At 62.6% G+C, this 14,435-nt stretch carries 16 protein-coding genes; 11 read left to right on the forward strand and 5 right to left on the reverse strand.

Annotated elements, in window-relative coordinates; all coding sequences use genetic code 11:
- Positions 1–6 precede the first annotated feature (6 nt).
- The 9 genes from paaI (at position 7) to LNV07_RS02035 (ending at position 7,461) form a co-directional block, all read left to right on the forward strand.
- Positions 7–459, forward strand: a complete 453-nt coding sequence (gene paaI / locus LNV07_RS01995; protein ID WP_263569484.1) for a hydroxyphenylacetyl-CoA thioesterase PaaI — start codon at positions 7–9, stop codon at positions 457–459.
- 21 nt (positions 460–480) lie between these two features.
- Positions 481–1,485, forward strand: coding sequence for a 1,2-phenylacetyl-CoA epoxidase subunit PaaA (gene paaA / locus LNV07_RS02000; protein WP_263569485.1), 1,005 nt, complete (start codon positions 481–483; stop codon positions 1,483–1,485).
- Complete coding sequence (gene paaB, locus LNV07_RS02005; protein ID WP_263569486.1) at positions 1,482–1,772, forward strand: 1,2-phenylacetyl-CoA epoxidase subunit PaaB; 291 nt, start codon at positions 1,482–1,484, stop codon at positions 1,770–1,772. The genes paaA and paaB overlap by 4 nt, the downstream gene beginning before the upstream one ends.
- Positions 1,773–1,859: 87 nt before the next feature.
- Positions 1,860–2,636 (forward strand): 1,2-phenylacetyl-CoA epoxidase subunit PaaC, encoded by a 777-nt coding sequence (paaC, locus tag LNV07_RS02010; RefSeq protein WP_263569487.1) that lies wholly within the window; start codon positions 1,860–1,862, stop codon positions 2,634–2,636.
- Entirely contained in the window at positions 2,630–3,148 is a 519-nt protein-coding gene (gene paaD, locus LNV07_RS02015) for a 1,2-phenylacetyl-CoA epoxidase subunit PaaD (protein WP_263569488.1), read from the forward strand. Before paaC ends, paaD begins: the two co-directional genes overlap by 7 nt.
- A gap of 14 nt (positions 3,149–3,162) precedes the next feature.
- On the forward strand, positions 3,163–4,248 hold the full coding sequence (paaE, locus tag LNV07_RS02020; RefSeq protein WP_263569489.1) for a 1,2-phenylacetyl-CoA epoxidase subunit PaaE: 1,086 nt from the start codon (positions 3,163–3,165) through the stop codon (positions 4,246–4,248).
- Between the two features lie 13 nt (positions 4,249–4,261).
- Entirely contained in the window at positions 4,262–4,870 is a 609-nt protein-coding gene (locus tag LNV07_RS02025; protein ID WP_263569490.1) for a TetR/AcrR family transcriptional regulator, read from the forward strand.
- A 29-nt stretch (positions 4,871–4,899) separates the two neighbouring features.
- Entirely contained in the window at positions 4,900–6,951 is a 2,052-nt protein-coding gene (gene paaZ, locus LNV07_RS02030) for a phenylacetic acid degradation bifunctional protein PaaZ (RefSeq protein WP_263569491.1), read from the forward strand.
- 12 nt (positions 6,952–6,963) lie between these two features.
- The gene (locus LNV07_RS02035; protein ID WP_397545513.1) at positions 6,964–7,461 is read left to right on the forward strand and encodes a hypothetical protein; all 498 of its coding nucleotides are present in this window, start codon (positions 6,964–6,966) and stop codon (positions 7,459–7,461) included.
- 28 nt (positions 7,462–7,489) lie between these two features.
- On the opposite strand, the gene LNV07_RS02040 is transcribed toward LNV07_RS02035, so the two are convergent.
- Complete coding sequence (locus LNV07_RS02040; protein ID WP_318013664.1) at positions 7,490–8,269, reverse strand: C40 family peptidase; 780 nt, start codon at positions 8,267–8,269, stop codon at positions 7,490–7,492.
- Positions 8,270–8,559: 290 nt separating this feature from the next.
- On the opposite strand from LNV07_RS02040, the gene LNV07_RS02045 reads away from it, so the two are divergent.
- Positions 8,560–8,991 (forward strand): YidB family protein, encoded by a 432-nt coding sequence (locus LNV07_RS02045; RefSeq protein ID WP_263569492.1) that lies wholly within the window; start codon positions 8,560–8,562, stop codon positions 8,989–8,991.
- 3 nt (positions 8,992–8,994) lie between these two features.
- Here LNV07_RS02045 and LNV07_RS02050 read toward each other — a convergent pair whose 3' ends face one another.
- The 4 genes from LNV07_RS02050 to LNV07_RS02065 form a co-directional block, all read right to left on the reverse strand.
- The gene (locus LNV07_RS02050; protein WP_263569493.1) at positions 8,995–9,831 is read right to left on the reverse strand and encodes an HAD family hydrolase; all 837 of its coding nucleotides are present in this window, start codon (positions 9,829–9,831) and stop codon (positions 8,995–8,997) included.
- Positions 9,832–9,902: 71 nt separating this feature from the next.
- Positions 9,903–11,681 carry a PhoH family protein gene (locus LNV07_RS02055; protein WP_263569494.1) on the reverse strand — a complete coding sequence of 593 codons (1,779 nt, stop codon included), beginning with the start codon at positions 11,679–11,681 and terminating at the stop codon, positions 9,903–9,905.
- 243 nt (positions 11,682–11,924) lie between these two features.
- Entirely contained in the window at positions 11,925–12,404 is a 480-nt protein-coding gene (locus tag LNV07_RS02060; protein ID WP_263569495.1) for a peroxiredoxin, read from the reverse strand.
- A gap of 181 nt (positions 12,405–12,585) precedes the next feature.
- Positions 12,586–12,960: an Mth938-like domain-containing protein gene (locus LNV07_RS02065; RefSeq protein ID WP_263569496.1), complete on the reverse strand. Its 375-nt coding sequence runs from the start codon at positions 12,958–12,960 to the stop codon at positions 12,586–12,588.
- A 203-nt stretch (positions 12,961–13,163) separates the two neighbouring features.
- On the opposite strand from LNV07_RS02065, the gene LNV07_RS02070 reads away from it, so the two are divergent.
- Entirely contained in the window at positions 13,164–14,390 is a 1,227-nt protein-coding gene (locus LNV07_RS02070; RefSeq protein ID WP_263569752.1) for a pyridoxal phosphate-dependent aminotransferase, read from the forward strand.
- Positions 14,391–14,435 lie beyond the last annotated feature (45 nt).

Here is a 14,435-nt window from a genome sequence, read left to right on the forward strand (position 1 = left end):
TTTTTCATGACCTCACAAGAGATTGCCGAAGCCGTGCGCGACGGCATGTTTGCCAATGACCGAGCCAGCAAGGCGCTGGGCATGGATGTGCTGGCCATCGGCCCCGGCTCGGCGACGCTGGCGATGACGGTGACTGAGCACATGCTCAACGGCTTCGACATCTGCCATGGCGGCATGGTGACGGCGCTGGCCGACTCGACCTTCGCCTTTGCCTGTAACTCCTATAACGAGCTGACCGTGGCCTCGGGTTTTTCGATCGATATCGTGGCACCTTCAAGGCTGGGTGACCGGCTCAAGGCGGTCGCCAAGGAAACCTCGCTGGCCGGCCGCACCGGCGTTTACGACATCACCATCACCAATCAGGCGGATGAGTTGATTGCCGTGTTCAGGGGGCGCTCCTACCGCATCAAGGGCAAGCCGGTGGTGGCGCTGCACGGCCCCAGCGAGCCCGAGGGCTGAGCCTTAATCAAGGAAGCAAGTATGTATACCCAAGCAATGAGTGTCGGCCCGCAGGACGCGGCCGCCAAGGTCAAGAGCCCGGAAGATGTTGCGCGCGAGGCGGCGTTCGAGGCCCGCATCGATGCGGGCGATTTCATCGAGGCCAAGGACTGGATGCCCGAGCATTACCGCAAGACGCTGGTGCGCCAGATCAGCCAGCATGCGCATTCCGAAATCGTCGGCATGCTGCCCGAGGGCAACTGGATCAGCCGCGCGCCGACGCTCAAGCGCAAGGCGATTCTGCTGGCCAAGGTGCAAGACGAAGGCGGCCACGGCCTCTATCTCTATTCGGCCGCCGAAACGCTGGGCACCAGCCGCGACCAGATGCTTGATGCGCTGCATTCGGGCAAGGCCAAGTACAGCTCGATCTTCAATTACCCGACCACCAGCTGGGCCGATATCGGCGTGGTCGGCTGGTTGGTCGACGGCGCGGCCATCATGAACCAGGTGCCGCTGTGCCGCTGCTCCTACGCGCCCTATGCGCGGGCGATGATCCGCGTCTGCCGGGAAGAAAGCTTCCACCAACGTCAGGGTTATGAATCGCTGCTGGTGATGATGCGCGAGGGCAATGCCGCGCAAAAATCGATGGTGCAGGACGCGGTCAACCGTTGGTGGTGGCCGTCGCTGATGATGTTCGGCCCGGCCGACAAGGACTCGCCGAACTCCGAGCAGTCGATCCGTTGGGGCATCAAGCGCATCACCAATGATCAGTTGCGCCAGAAGTTTGTCGACGCGACGGTGCCGCAGGCCGAATTGCTCGGCATCACGCTGCCCGACCCCGATCTGAAGTGGAACGAAGCACGCGGCGAATACGACTTTGGCGCCATCGACTGGGCCGAGTTCTGGCGCGTCGTCGGCGGTGACGGGCCTTGCAACCGCGAGCGCTTAGCCGCCCGCGTCAAGGCCTGGGACGACGGTGCCTGGGTGCGCGAAGCCGCACTCGCCCATGCCCGTAAACAAACGATCAAGAAGGAGCAAGCAGCATGAGTAGCGAAAACGAATGGCCGCTGTGGGAAGTCTTTGTGCGCAGCAAGGCGGGGCTGGACCACAAGCATTGCGGCAGCCTGCACGCGGCCGACGCCAAGATGGCGGTGCAGATGGCCCGCGAGGTCTACACCAGGCGCCAAGAAGGCACGAGCATCTGGGTGGTGTTGTCGAACCAAATCGTTGCCTCGGACCCGGGCGAGAAGGGCATGTACTTCGACCCGATGGAAGACAAGGTGTACCGCCACCCAACCTTCTATGAGTTGCCCGATGCCATCAACCATATGTAAAGACATGAAGCCCCCACGTTCACTTCGTTCTCTGCCCCCCGAGGGGGCGCTGGCCTCCCTTGGGGCGGCCCGGCGGGAGCCCAAACCATGAGCCAAGCCTCCATTCAAGTCGGCACCAGTCCGCAAGTCCAATACCTGCTGCGCATCGGCGACAGCTGCCTGATCCTGGCCCAGCGCCTGGGCGAGTGGTGCGGCCATGCGCCCATCCTCGAAGAAGATCTGGCCCTGGCCAATATGGCCTTGGACCTGCTTGGCCAAGCACGCGCCTTGCTGACCCATGCTGCTCATCTGGACGGGCAGGGCCATGACGAAGATCAGCTGGCGTTTCTGCGCGAGGAGCGCCAGTACCTGAACCCGGTGCTGATGGAATTGCCGCGCGGCGACTTTGCCTTCACGCAGGTGCGCAACTTCGCGGTGGCGACTTGGCTGCTGCTGCTATGGAGGCGCCTGCAAAGCTCGACCGACCCGGAATTGGCCGCGATCGCCGCCAAGGCGGTCAAAGAGAGCGCCTACCACCAGCAGCATGCGGCCGATTGGCTCGTGCGCCTGGGTGATGGCACCGAAGAGTCAGCATCCCGTACGTCTGCCGCATTAGCCCTGTGCTGGCCGCTGTTCAATGAGCTGTTCGATGCCGATGCGGTCGATGCCGCTGCGGTAGCCTCTGGCCTGGGCCCGTCCTGGGCCGAGTTGCGGCCCGAATGGACCGCCCATCTGAACGAGGTCTTGACCGACGCCGGCTTGGCTCACCCCAAGCCAAGTGCCTATGTGTCGGCCGGCCGACGCGGCGTGCATAGCGAGCATATGGGCCATTTGCTGGCCGAATTGCAGTATTTGCAACGCGCCTACCCCGGGGGTAAATGGTGAGTTTGCAGCCCAGCCCCTGCGGGCGCTTGGCCGCCGCTTGGGAAGTCCTCAGCCAGATCCCCGACCCCGAGGTGCCGGTGATTTCGCTCTGCGAATTGGGCATCGTGCGCGGCCTGCATGAAACGGCGGGCGGGCTGGAGGTGGTGCTGACGCCGACCTATTCCGGCTGCCCGGCCACCGAGCTGATTCAAGACGATGTGCGCGCCGCGCTGGCCGCCTTCGGCGAGATTCAAATCACCCTGCAGCGCGCACCGGCCTGGACGACCGACTGGATCAGCGAGGCCGGCCGCGAGAAGCTGCGCGCCTATGGCATCGCCCCACCCGGGCGGGTCTTGTCGGCCGAGGCTCAGCCGATTCGGCTGGTGCACCGTGCGTCCTTGAATAAGCTGGCCTGCCCGCGTTGCGGCAGTGAACACACCGAGAAGCTTTCGGCCTTCGGCTCCACCGCCTGCAAAGCGCTATACCGCTGCCTGGCTTGCCAAGAGCCGTTCGAACATTTCAAACCCATTTAGAAGAGAGCGCGGCCATGAGCAGCTTGCATTTTCATCCCCTGACGGTACGCGCCATAACGCCCGATACCGACGAAGCGGTCGTGGTCTCGTTTGACGTGCCGGCGGCGCTGCGCGAGTCCTTCAAATTCAATGCCGGGCAATACCTGACCCTGCGCCAGCAGATCAATGGCCAGGATCTGCGCCGCAGCTATTCGATCTGCTCTGCGGTCGATGACGGCGAGTTGCGTGTGGCGGTGCGCCGGGTTGAGGGCGGTGCGTTCTCGACCTGGGTCAACCAGCAGTTGCAGCCGGGCGCGGTGATCGAAAGCTATCCGCCGCAGGGCCGCTTTGGCAATGTCGCAACGGCCCCGGCTGAAGCGCGCCACTATGTCGGCATTGCCGCCGGCTCGGGCATCACGCCGATTCTGTCCCTGATGAAGACGCTGCTGGCGCGTGAACCGCAGGCCCGCTTCACGCTGATCTATGGCAACCGCTCGCAGGCCTCGACGATGTTCAAGGAGGAGATCGAGGATCTCAAGAACCGCTATATGACGCGGCTCTCGCTGCACCATGTGTTCTCGCGCGAACATGTCGATTCGCCGCTGCAGGCCGGGCGCATCGACGCCGCCAAGTTGGGCGATTTCATGCAGGCCTTGCTGCCGGCCAAGAGCATCGACCATGTCTTTGTTTGCGGCCCCTTCGAGATGAATGAAGCGGCCGAGGCCGCGCTGAAGGAGGCCGGCTTGCCCGAGGCGCGGATCCACGTCGAGCGCTTCGGCACGCTTGAGATGCAAACCGGCCGGCCGGCCCCGCACAAGGTCATGGCCGGTGATGCCGACAGCGCCCGCGTGACGGTGATTCGTGACGGCATCAGCAGAGAGATCGAGTTTGCCAAGACCGACGCCAGCCTGCTCGACGCGGCCGCGCGCGCCGGCATGGATATGCCGTTTTCCTGCAAGAGCGGGGTCTGCTCGACCTGCCGCTGCAAGCTGCTGGAGGGCGAGGTGCGCATGGACAAGAACTTTGCGCTCGACAAGGCCGAGGTGGCAGCGGGATTCATCCTCAGCTGCCAAGCCCATGCCAAGACGGCGCGCCTGGTGATTTCCTTCGATGAACGCTGAGGACTGAGCAGCCATGGCTCGTGGACGCGCCCCCGGTTTTGAGAATCAGCGCGATGAAATTTTGCGCAACGCGGCGCGCCTGTTTGCGAACCAGGGCTACCCCGGCACCTCGATGAATGCGGTGGCCGAGGCCTGCGCCGTCTCCAAGCCGACGCTCTACCACTATGTGCTTGATAAGCATGAGCTGCTGATGCAGATCTGCGAGACCCATGTGCAATGGCTGGAGACCCTGGTCACCGAGGTGCAAGCGCAGGCGCGCGAGCAAAGCTTGAGCCCTGAGGCCTTGCTGCGTAGCCTGATCGCGCGCTTTGTGCAGGCCTATGGCGAGGCGCAAAACGAACACCGGGTCTTGACCGAGGACGTCAAGTTCTTGAACGACGATGACCGCGCCCGCTTGCTGGAAATCGAGCGCCGTGTGGTCGCCGCCTTTGCCGACGCGGTGGCGGCGATGCGGCCGGAGTTGAGCGCGGCCAAGCTGCACAAGCCCTTGACCATGCTCTTGTTCGGCATGATCAACTGGACCTTTACCTGGCTCAAGCCAGATGGCGATTTGAGTTATGAAGCGGTGGCGCCTATGGTCGCCGATCTGTTCTTTGGCGGCATCAATGCCGTCAAGGCTTGACGCTATTTGCAAAATATATCGAGACAATTATGAGCACCCAAACCCCTGTTCTTCAAAGCCTGATCGCCAACCGCTGGGTCGGCACCGAAGCGGCGCGCAGCCTGCACAGCGCCATCAACGGCCGCGCCGTGGCCTCGACCCATGCCGACGAGATCGACTTCGCCGAGAGCCTGGCCTTCGCCCGGACGCAGGCCTTGCCCTCGCTGCTGAAGTTCGACTTCCAGCAGCGCGCCGCCTGCCTGAAGGCCTTGGCCACTTATCTGATGGAGCACAAGGAGTCGCTTTACGCGATGTCGGCCCATACCGGCGGCACGCGCAGCGACAACTGGATCGACATCGAGGGCGGCATCGGCACCTTGTTTGCCTATGCCAGCATCGGCCGGCGCGAGCTGCCGTCCAGCAATGTGTTGCATGAAGGTCCCGCGATTCCTTTGAGCAAGGAAGGGCAGTTCATCGGCTCCCATGTGCTGGTGCCCAAGCGCGGTGTGGCCGTGCACATCAATGCCTTCAATTTCCCGATGTGGGGCATGTTGGAGAAATTCGCGCCGAGTTTTCTGGCCGGTATGCCTTGCATCGTCAAGCCCGCCACCGCGACCTCTTTTGTGGCCGAAGCTTGCGTGCGCTTGATTCATGCCAGCGGCCTGCTGCCGGCCGGCGCTTTGCAGCTGATCATTGGCAGCTCCGGCGATCTGCTCGATCGCCTGGAGGAGACCGATGTGGTCACCTTCACCGGCTCGGCAGACACCGCCGCCATGCTGCGTGTGAACGCCAATCTGGTGCGCCGCTCGATTCCCTTCAATGCCGAGGCCGACAGCCTGAATTGCGCAATTCTGGCGCCCGATGTCGAGGCCGGTGATCCGGAGTTCGATCTGTTCGTCAAGGAGGTCGCAAAAGAGATGACGGCCAAGGCGGGGCAGAAATGCACGGCCATTCGGCGTGCGATCGTGCCGGCCCGCCATATCGATGCGGTCGCATCAAGCTTGCGCGAACGGCTGGCCAAGATCAAGGTCGGTGACCCGGCGGTCGAAGGGGTGCGCATGGGCGCGCTGGCCTCGAAGGCACAGCAGGCCGATGTGGCCGAGCGTCTGGCGGCGCTGAGCGCCGGCAATGAAATCATCTTCGGCGAGCGTGACGGCTTTGCGCCGATCGGTGAGGGCGTTAGCGAAGGCTGCTTCTTCGCACCGACGCTGCTGCTTTGCCGCGACGGTTTCGCCAATGACGCGGTCCACAATCTGGAAGCGTTTGGTCCGGTCTCGACCTTGATGCCTTACGAGGAGCTGGATCAGGCCCTGAGCCTGGCCGCCAAAGGACGCGGCAGCCTGGTGGCGTCGGTGGTCACCAAGACGCCGGCCATCGCCGCCCAAACGGTCTATTTCGCCGGAGCCTTCCATGGCCGCATCCTGGTGCTGGACCGCGATTCGGCCAAGGAGTCAACCGGCCACGGCTCGCCGATGCCGCAGCTCAAACACGGCGGGCCGGGCCGCGCCGGAGGCGGCGAGGAGTTGGGCGGTTCGCGCGCCATCAAGCATTATTTGCAGCGCTGTGCGGTGCAGGGCAGCCCGACCATGCTGACTGCCATCACCGGCGAATACCAGCGCGGCGGCAAGGTGCAGGAACACGCGGTTCACCCCTTCCGCAAGCACTTTGAAGAGATCCAGATTGGCGACTCGCTGCTGACCCACCGGCGCACCGTCAGCGAGGCCGATATCGTCAACTTTGGCGGCGTCTCGGGCGACTATTTCTATATGCACTTTGACGCGATCGCCGCCAAGGACACGCAGTTTGGCCAGCGCATTGCGCATGGCTATTTCGTGCTGTCGGCGGCGGCCGGCCTGTTCGTGTCGCCGGCACCGGGCCCGGTCTTGGCCAACTACGGCCTCGACACGCTGCGCTTCGTCAACCCGGTCGCAATCGGCGATACCATCCAGGCGCGGCTGACCTGCAAGCGCCGCATCGACCGCGGCAATCGCCCGGACCAGCCGCCACAAGGCGTGGTCGCCTGGGATGTGCAGGTGATGAACCAGCGCGGCGAAATGGTGGCCAGTTATGACATCCTGACCCTGGTGGCGAAGCTGGCGTGATATCGTCGCTGTATGAATACACAGTTGGTAGAGATGGCGCTGAACGCCGAAGACACATGGACCCAGGGCGATCTGCTCTGGCGCGATGAGCGCTGGACCGCCCAGGTCATCAAGAACGAAGACGATGAGGGCTGGGCGGTGGCGATGACCCTGGCCGGCGAGGCCGAGCCGGCGCTGGTCGGGCCCTGGACCATGGGGCGTGACAAAAAGAACCCAAAGCCTTTGTCGGCGCCGGCTTTTCACACGCTGGTGAAAACTGCCTCCGAGGTCTTGCGCCGGCATGAGCAGCAGCTGCATGCGCAACTGCACAAAAGCCTCAAAATCGACAGCGAGAAGGGCCGCTTGACGGTGCTCTTGGACATCGTGCCCGATGAAGATAACCCTTATGCCACGCTGACTGCCAAAAATGCCGATGGCGAGGCCTTGGCACAGGTGAAGGTCAGCGCCGGCTTCAAGCTGACCGAGGGCAGCGCCCAAGCCTGGGTGGAGCGGGATTTTCTACGGCCTTAGAAATGCGCTCAACGAACTGAATAGTTAGTCAGCGCGAGCCGTCGGCGCCGCCCTTGAGGTCGGCCCGGCGCGCGCCAGTGAAGCGCTTGGACCAATAGGCTTCACGCATGTCTTCTACCCGCACGGCGCCGCCGACACGGGGTGAATGAATGAATTTGCCTTCGCCGACATAGATGCCGACATGCGAGAAGGTGCGCTTCATGGTGTTAAAGAACACCAGGTCGCCGGGCTTGAGTTCGTCGCGCTTGACGGTCAGCAGATTGGACATCTTGGCCTGCTCATCGGCGCGGCGCGGCAAGATCATGCCGACGCTGGATTCGAAAATATGGCGGGTGAAGCCGCTGCAATCAAAGCCGCTTTCCACCGATGATCCGCCGCGCGTGTAGCGCACGCCCAGGAAGTTCATCGAAGCAATCACTAGGCCAGAGGCGGCGTCGCGCACCTGGTCCAGCAATCGCCCGGGCTCCGATGAGCCTGGCGCCAAGAAGCCCCGTTCCTGTAAAAACCGACTGACCGGGTCGGCCGCTGAGTTCTGGGGCGTAGTGCTGGCTGGGGGTGGCGCGGCAGCACTCGAAGCAGCCGCCGCGACAGCGGGCGCAATGACCGGCAGTTGAACGGTTTGAGGCAAGACGTTGGCTTGCAATTGGCTGAAGCCCCAGGCCCCGGTGACCATGCCCGGTGGCGGGGTGCTTTGCGCCTGAGCTGCCATAGCGACGCACAAGACCAAGCCAACCCCGCCGGCACTCAGGCGGCACAGGGTCGATTTCTTCTTTGACGGGGAGGTTTGGCAGAGGCTGGCGTCGAGCATGGTGTTCGGCGCGCAGCTTAGGCGGGGGCTGTTGCGGGTGTCAAGCAGTCGGGCGCGTAAGCAATGAAAAACAAGGGAAAGCCCGAGCTAAGTCGGGTGTGGCGCCGGGCATTTTACCGCAATCTCAGGGTAATCCCGGATTCGTGTGAGATGCGCGGCGCTTTGGTGAGCATGGGGAAAACTTTGTCAGAAGCTAACTCTTTGTCACATGGGACTACGGATCTGCATAGACAATCGGCGCGCGATGAATGGCATCGTGGTTTTGAATCTGGGAGCGAAAAATGGGTTTGATGGATTCTTTGATCGGTGCGGTGACTCAAGGTTTGGCGGGCCCCGGCCATGGTGGCGCCGGCGGCAGTGGCCCGGACTGGGTCGGCATCGTCTCGGGCCTGTTGGCCAATGGCTCGGCACAAGGGGGCTTGGGCGGTTTGTTGAAGCAACTGGAAGGCGCGGGCCTGGGTGAGCAAGTGCAGTCCTGGGTGTCCAAGGGCGCCAATCAGCCGGTCTCCGGCGATCAACTCAGCTCGGCCCTGGGCGGCGATTTGATGGCGCAACTGGCTGGCCAGGCCGGTGTCTCGCATGCCGAGGCCGGCTCGCAACTGAGCCAGATGCTGCCGCAGATCATCGACATGCTGACGCCGCATGGCGAAGTGCCGGCGACCGGTGCGGGTGGTCTGGGTGACTTGGCCGGCTTGTTGGGTGGCCTGCTGAACAGAGCTTGACGCTCAGCGCTTCCAGTCGGCGTCGATAAAGCGCAGCACCGCGTCCTCGTGATGGGGCCCGATCACCTGATGGGCCTCGTCTTTGACCGCTGCAATAGCGTTCGCTACGGCGATGCCGCGGTGTGCGGCGCGCAGCATCTTGATGTCGTTGACATGGTCGCCGAACACCACCACCTCGCGCTCGGCCAGACCATAGCGCTCGGCCACCGTCTTGATCGCCTGGTCCTTGGTGGCGCGCCGGTCGTGGACGGTCAGCCAGGGCCAGCCGGGTTTGTAGAGATCCTCGGCCAGATGAGTTTCCACCGCGTCGCCGCAGAGCTCGTCGATCGCCGCTTGCAGCGCCGCCAGCGGCGCCTCGCGCTCTACCACCACAAAGGTCACGGCCGGATCGGTCAACTCGTCTTGCAGGCGGGTGCTGCGTCGCAGGCGCGGGTCGGCATTGCGCAGGCGCTCGTCGACAAAGGCCTGCTGCGCCTCGTTGTGCACCGATTGGTAGAAGAGTTGATCGCCCTTGGGGCCATGGGTCGAGATGAAGGGCATCAGACCATGCTGGCGGATCAGCGCGAAAACGGCCCGTGCCAAGGCCGGGTCGATCGAATGCACCAGTTCGTGCCGGCCCGTCGCCATCTCGCTGATGTAGGCACCATTCGATGAAATAACGGGCAGGCGCAGCGGCAAGTCGCCGAGGATTTGCCGGATCGATGAGACATGGCGCGCACTCGCCACGGTGAAGGTCAGGCCTTCGTCCAAAAGCTGCAGCAGGCCCGTTCGGGTACTGGGCGCCAGTCGACCCTGCTGGTCCAGCAAGGTGCCGTCAAGGTCGGAGATATAGAAGCTCATTGTCGAATCTGAAAAGTAAGAAGGGCGACCGCTGGGTCGCCCTTGAGAACTAGTCCGAGCAGGCTCCTGTGTCAGAGCACTTCGGAGGCGAAGTCCGCCAGTCTTGAGCGCTCGCCGCGTGCCAGCGTCACATGACCGCTGTGGGCCCAGCCCTTGAAACGGTCAACGGCATAGGTCAGGCCCGAGCTGCCTTCGGTCAGATAGGGCGTGTCGATCTGCGCCAAATTGCCCAGGCAGACGATCTTGGTGCCGGGGCCGGCCCGCGTGATCAGCGTCTTCATCTGCTTGGGGGTCAGGTTTTGCGCCTCATCGATGATCACGTATTTGTTCAAGAAGGTGCGGCCGCGCATGAAGTTCATGCTCTTGATCTTGATCTTGCTGCGCACCAAGTCATTGGTGGCGGCGCGGCCCCACTCGCCGGCCGCGTTGTCGCCCCGGCCCAGTACCTCCATATTGTCATCCAGCGCACCCATCCAGGGGCTCATCTTCTCCTCCTCGGTGCCGGGCAGGAAACCGATGTCTTCACCCACCGGCACGGTCACGCGGGTGACTATGATCTCGGAATAGCGGCGCTCGTCCAGCACTTGGGACAGGCCGGCCGCCAAGGTCATCAAGGTCTTGCCGGTGCCGGCCGTGCCGGTCAGCGTGACGAAGTCGCAATCGGGGTCCATCAGCAGATTGAGCGCGAAGTTCTGCTCGCGGTTGCGCGCCGTGACGCCCCAGACCTTGTGCTTCTGGTTGCCATAGTCCTTCAGCGTGCGCAGCACGGCGGTCTTGCCGGTGATCTCCAGCACCTTGGCATACAGAGGGGCGGCACCGGGTGCCTCCAGATAGACCAACTCGTTGACCAGCAGCGAAGGCACCAGCGGCCCGCTGATGCGGTAGAAGGTGATACCGCCCTGGCTCCAGCTCTCCATCGTCTTGCCGTGGCGCTCCCAGAAGTCGGCCGGCAGCGCCTGCACACCGGTGTAGAGCAGGTCGGAATCTTCCAGCGTCTTGTCGTTGCGGTAGTCCTCGGTCGGCAGGCCCAAGGCGCGCGCCTTGATGCGCATATTGATGTCTTTGGACACCAGCACGACCTCGCGGCCCGGCTCCTTCAGCTTCAGCGCCGTCACCACGGCAAGGATCTGGTTGTCGGCCTTGCCTTGCGGCAGGCCCGGCGGCAGCGGGGCGTCGACCAGCTGAGTCTGGAAGAACAGCTTGCCGCCGGCCTCGCGGTGGCCGGTGTGGTTCAGCGGCAGGCCCTTGGCCATCTCCTCCAGGCCGCTGCTCTTGAGTCCGCCGGCCAGGTTGTCGAGCTCGCGGCTGACCTGGCGCACATTGCGCGCCACCTCGGTCATGCCTTTTTTGTGCCCGTCCATTTCCTCCAGCGTGATCATGGGCAGATAGATGTCGTGTTCCTCAAACCTGAACAAGCACATCGGGTCATGCATCAGCACATTGGTGTCCAGCACAAACAGCTTGGGCGCAGCGGCCGCGGTCTTTTTCGACTTGGCGGCTTTGGGCTGAGAGCCAAGGGCGGGGCCGGCCTTGGCCGCCTGATCTGCGGTCGCGCGAGGCTTGGCGCCGGTCGCCCTTGGTGGGGCAAAAGTCGTTTGCACGTCCGGGCTTGTGGGCACGGCGGCCAAGCCTTTGCCGCTTGGCTTCGAGCTAGGGGCGGGGGACGCTGCAGTCACAGCTGCCGGCGCGGCTTGGGTCGCCGCCGGCATCGCGGCCGCCGTCAAGGCAGGCTTGGCTGCGGATGGCGGCTGCTTGCGAGGCGCATCGGACTTGCTGACTGCCAAATTGGCCTCAAAGGCGGAAGACTCTAGACGGCTTGCTCGTTTGGTCGGGGGCTTGGGCAGTGGCATGGTGGTTGTCAGTCTGCGTTGAGGGAGTCGGTGGTCGGGAGGGTATAAAACCTGGCATGCGAAAAAACAAAAGCCGCACAGACAGCTGTACGGCTTTTGGGTTTGGCTTTGCGGCTCTCGGGCATGAGCCCATTATGCACAAACTGCAGTGACATCAAAGATCGCTTGCGGGCAGAAAAAAACCGGCCGGGCTTCAATAGCGCGGGCCGGTTTGGCTTGGTTCTGATGCTGGAGCCGAAAGGCTCAGGCAATTTCCTTCTTCAGGTTGCCCACTTCCTTGAGGACTTCGTCCACATGGCCGGCCACCTTGATGCCGCGCCATTCGGCTCGCAACACGCCGCTGGCGTCGATCAAGAAGGTAGAGCGCTCAATGCCCTTGACCTTTTTGCCGTACATGATCTTGTTCTTGACCACGCCGAACATATGGCAAAGCTTCTCTTCGGTGTCGGCAATCAACTCGAAAGGCAGCTCCAGGGTCTGCTTGAACTTGTCATGCGAGGCCATGTTGTCGCGGGACACACCCAGCACTACCGTGCCGGATTTCACGAAATCCTTGTAGCGATCACGGAATTGCATGGCCTCGGTGGTACAACCCGGTGTGTTGTCCTTGGGATAGAAGAACAGCACCACGGCGTGACCCAAATAGGTGTGCGGTGTGAACTTCACGCCTCCCGTGGCAAGGGCTTCAATTTCCGGGAGGGGTTTGTTGAGCGCTGGCGTCATGTGGCGTTGTATGTATGATGCGCCCGAGTAGGCATAGCCGTTGATTATACGTTGTTCGGCATGACCGTCGGGCGAGACTGCTTTGGTACCCTAGGGGGAGCGCTTCCGAGGTCGATGCGCGCTCTAGAGCCGCAAGAGGCCGCAAGGGGCCGCAAGGGGCGAAACGAGGCCTGCCGGGCTTTCAAACCTCGATCAAAAGGGCTGCCAAAACGTTGCGCCCTTCGCTCGCCAACACGTTGTAGGTGCGGCAGGCTGCGGCCAGATCCATGGTTTCGACGCCAATTCTGGCCTGTATCAGGCTTTGATACAGCGCCGGTTTGGCAAACCTGATGCGCGCGCCGCTGCCGAAAATCACCAGCTCGGGCTTCAAGCTCAGTATTTGCTCGAAATGTGACCCGCTCAGCTCATCGAAGCGGCTCAAAGCCCACGCTTGCACCTCACCTCGCCAGGGCACCAGCAAGCTGGAACCGTAGGCCTCGCCGTTCACCCAGACCGACCGGCCATCGTGCTTCGAAATGCTGTTGCCGCCTTGCGGTTCATCGAGTTGAAATTTCATATTGACTGCTAGAGCTTGGGCTGGGCGTTGAAGGGAGGGCAAGTTACGGCGAGTTTCGGTGCGGCGTGCGCCGCCGCTGGCTGCCGGCTTGCCAGCCTGTGATTAAATTGTATGTTTTGCGGCGCAGCATTTCTCGCGCCGACTCGCTTCACCCAGCTGCCCATGCCTTGTTTCGCCGCCATTTCTGAGGAGTTCACGTCTTGTTGAAGCCCACGCTCAAGTCCCGAAAGTTGGCCAATGTCTGCTATGACATCCGCGGCCCCGTGCTCGACAAGGCCCGGCAGATGGAGGAAGAAGGGCACAAGATCATCAAGCTGAACATCGGCAATATCGCCGCCTTCGGCATCGAGCCGCCCGACGAGATCGTGCAGGACATGATCCGCAACCTGCCCGCTGCGGCCGGCTACACCGACTCCAAAGGCTTGTTCGCGCCGCGGAAGGCGGTGGTCCATTACTGCCAGGAAAAGAAGATCGCCGGCGTCACCATTGACGACGTCTATCTCGGCAACGGCGCCTCCGAATTGATCGTGATGGCGCTGAATGCCTTGCTGGATACCGGCGATGAGGTCTTGCTGCCCGCGCCCGACTACCCGCTCTACACGGCGGCCGTGGCCTTGTCCGGCGGCACGCCGGTGCACTATGTTTGCGACGAACAAAGCGACTGGATGCCCGATATCGAGGACATCAAGCGCAAGATCACGCCCAACACGCGGGCCATCGTCGTCATCAACCCGAACAACCCGACCGGCGCGCTGTATCCCGACAGCGTCTTGCAGCAAATCGTTGAAGTCGCCCGCCAGCATCAGCTGATCATCATGGCCGATGAGATCTACGACAAGACGCTGTTCGATGGCAACACCCACACCAGCATCGCGGCACTCGCCGACGATGTGCTGTGCCTGACCTTCAACGGCTTGTCCAAAAATTACCGGGCCTGCGGTTACCGCGCCGGCTGGATGGTGGTGTCGGGCGAGAAGCGCCATGCGCAGGACTACATCACCGGCTTGAATATGCTGGCCTCGATGCGCTTGTGCGCCAATACGCCGGGCCAGTTGGCGATTCAGACCGCCTTGGGCGGCTACCAAAGCATCAATGATTTGGTCGCGCCCAGCGGCCGCTTATGCCGTCAGCGTGACTTGGCCTATGACTTGTTGACGCAGATTCCTGGCGTCAGCGTGGTCAAGCCGAAAGCGGCTTTGTATATGTTCCCCCGCCTGGACCCGAAGATCTATCCGATCGAGGATGACCGGCAGTTCGCCTATGAACTGCTGGCCGAGGAAAAGGTATTGATCGTGCAAGGGACGGGCTTCAACTGGACAGCCCCCGATCATTTCCGGCTCGTGTTTTTGCCCAACTCCGATGACCTCCGGGACGCGGTCGGGCGGATCGAGCGTTTCCTCACGCATTACCGCAAGCGGGCCGGGCGTTAATCGCCGGCCCTGATTGTTTTTTAGCGAAGACCAGAAAGAATCCCC

It is taken from the genome of Roseateles oligotrophus (assembly GCF_025717515.1).
GTDB lineage: Bacteria > Pseudomonadota > Gammaproteobacteria > Burkholderiales > Burkholderiaceae_C > Paucibacter_A > Paucibacter_A oligotrophus.

Bases quoted from the DNA above. Each gene is read 5' to 3' on its own strand.
- paaI (WP_263569484.1), top strand. From the start codon at position 7: ATGACCTCACAAGAGATTGCCGAAGCCGTGCGCGACGGCATGTTTGCC.
- paaA (WP_263569485.1), top strand. From the start codon at position 481: ATGTATACCCAAGCAATGAGTGTCGGCCCGCAGGACGCGGCCGCCAAG.
- paaB (WP_263569486.1), top strand. From the start codon at position 1,482: ATGAGTAGCGAAAACGAATGGCCGCTGTGGGAAGTCTTTGTGCGCAGC.
- paaC (WP_263569487.1), top strand. From the start codon at position 1,860: ATGAGCCAAGCCTCCATTCAAGTCGGCACCAGTCCGCAAGTCCAATAC.
- paaD (WP_263569488.1), top strand. From the start codon at position 2,630: ATGGTGAGTTTGCAGCCCAGCCCCTGCGGGCGCTTGGCCGCCGCTTGG.
- paaE (WP_263569489.1), top strand. From the start codon at position 3,163: ATGAGCAGCTTGCATTTTCATCCCCTGACGGTACGCGCCATAACGCCC.
- LNV07_RS02025 (WP_263569490.1), top strand. From the start codon at position 4,262: ATGGCTCGTGGACGCGCCCCCGGTTTTGAGAATCAGCGCGATGAAATT.
- paaZ (WP_263569491.1), top strand. From the start codon at position 4,900: ATGAGCACCCAAACCCCTGTTCTTCAAAGCCTGATCGCCAACCGCTGG.
- LNV07_RS02035 (WP_397545513.1), top strand. From the start codon at position 6,964: ATGAATACACAGTTGGTAGAGATGGCGCTGAACGCCGAAGACACATGG.
- LNV07_RS02040 (WP_318013664.1), bottom strand. From the start codon at position 8,269: ATGCTCGACGCCAGCCTCTGCCAAACCTCCCCGTCAAAGAAGAAATCG.
- LNV07_RS02045 (WP_263569492.1), top strand. From the start codon at position 8,560: ATGGATTCTTTGATCGGTGCGGTGACTCAAGGTTTGGCGGGCCCCGGC.
- LNV07_RS02050 (WP_263569493.1), bottom strand. From the start codon at position 9,831: ATGAGCTTCTATATCTCCGACCTTGACGGCACCTTGCTGGACCAGCAG.
- LNV07_RS02055 (WP_263569494.1), bottom strand. From the start codon at position 11,681: ATGCCACTGCCCAAGCCCCCGACCAAACGAGCAAGCCGTCTAGAGTCT.
- LNV07_RS02060 (WP_263569495.1), bottom strand. From the start codon at position 12,404: ATGACGCCAGCGCTCAACAAACCCCTCCCGGAAATTGAAGCCCTTGCC.
- LNV07_RS02065 (WP_263569496.1), bottom strand. From the start codon at position 12,960: ATGAAATTTCAACTCGATGAACCGCAAGGCGGCAACAGCATTTCGAAG.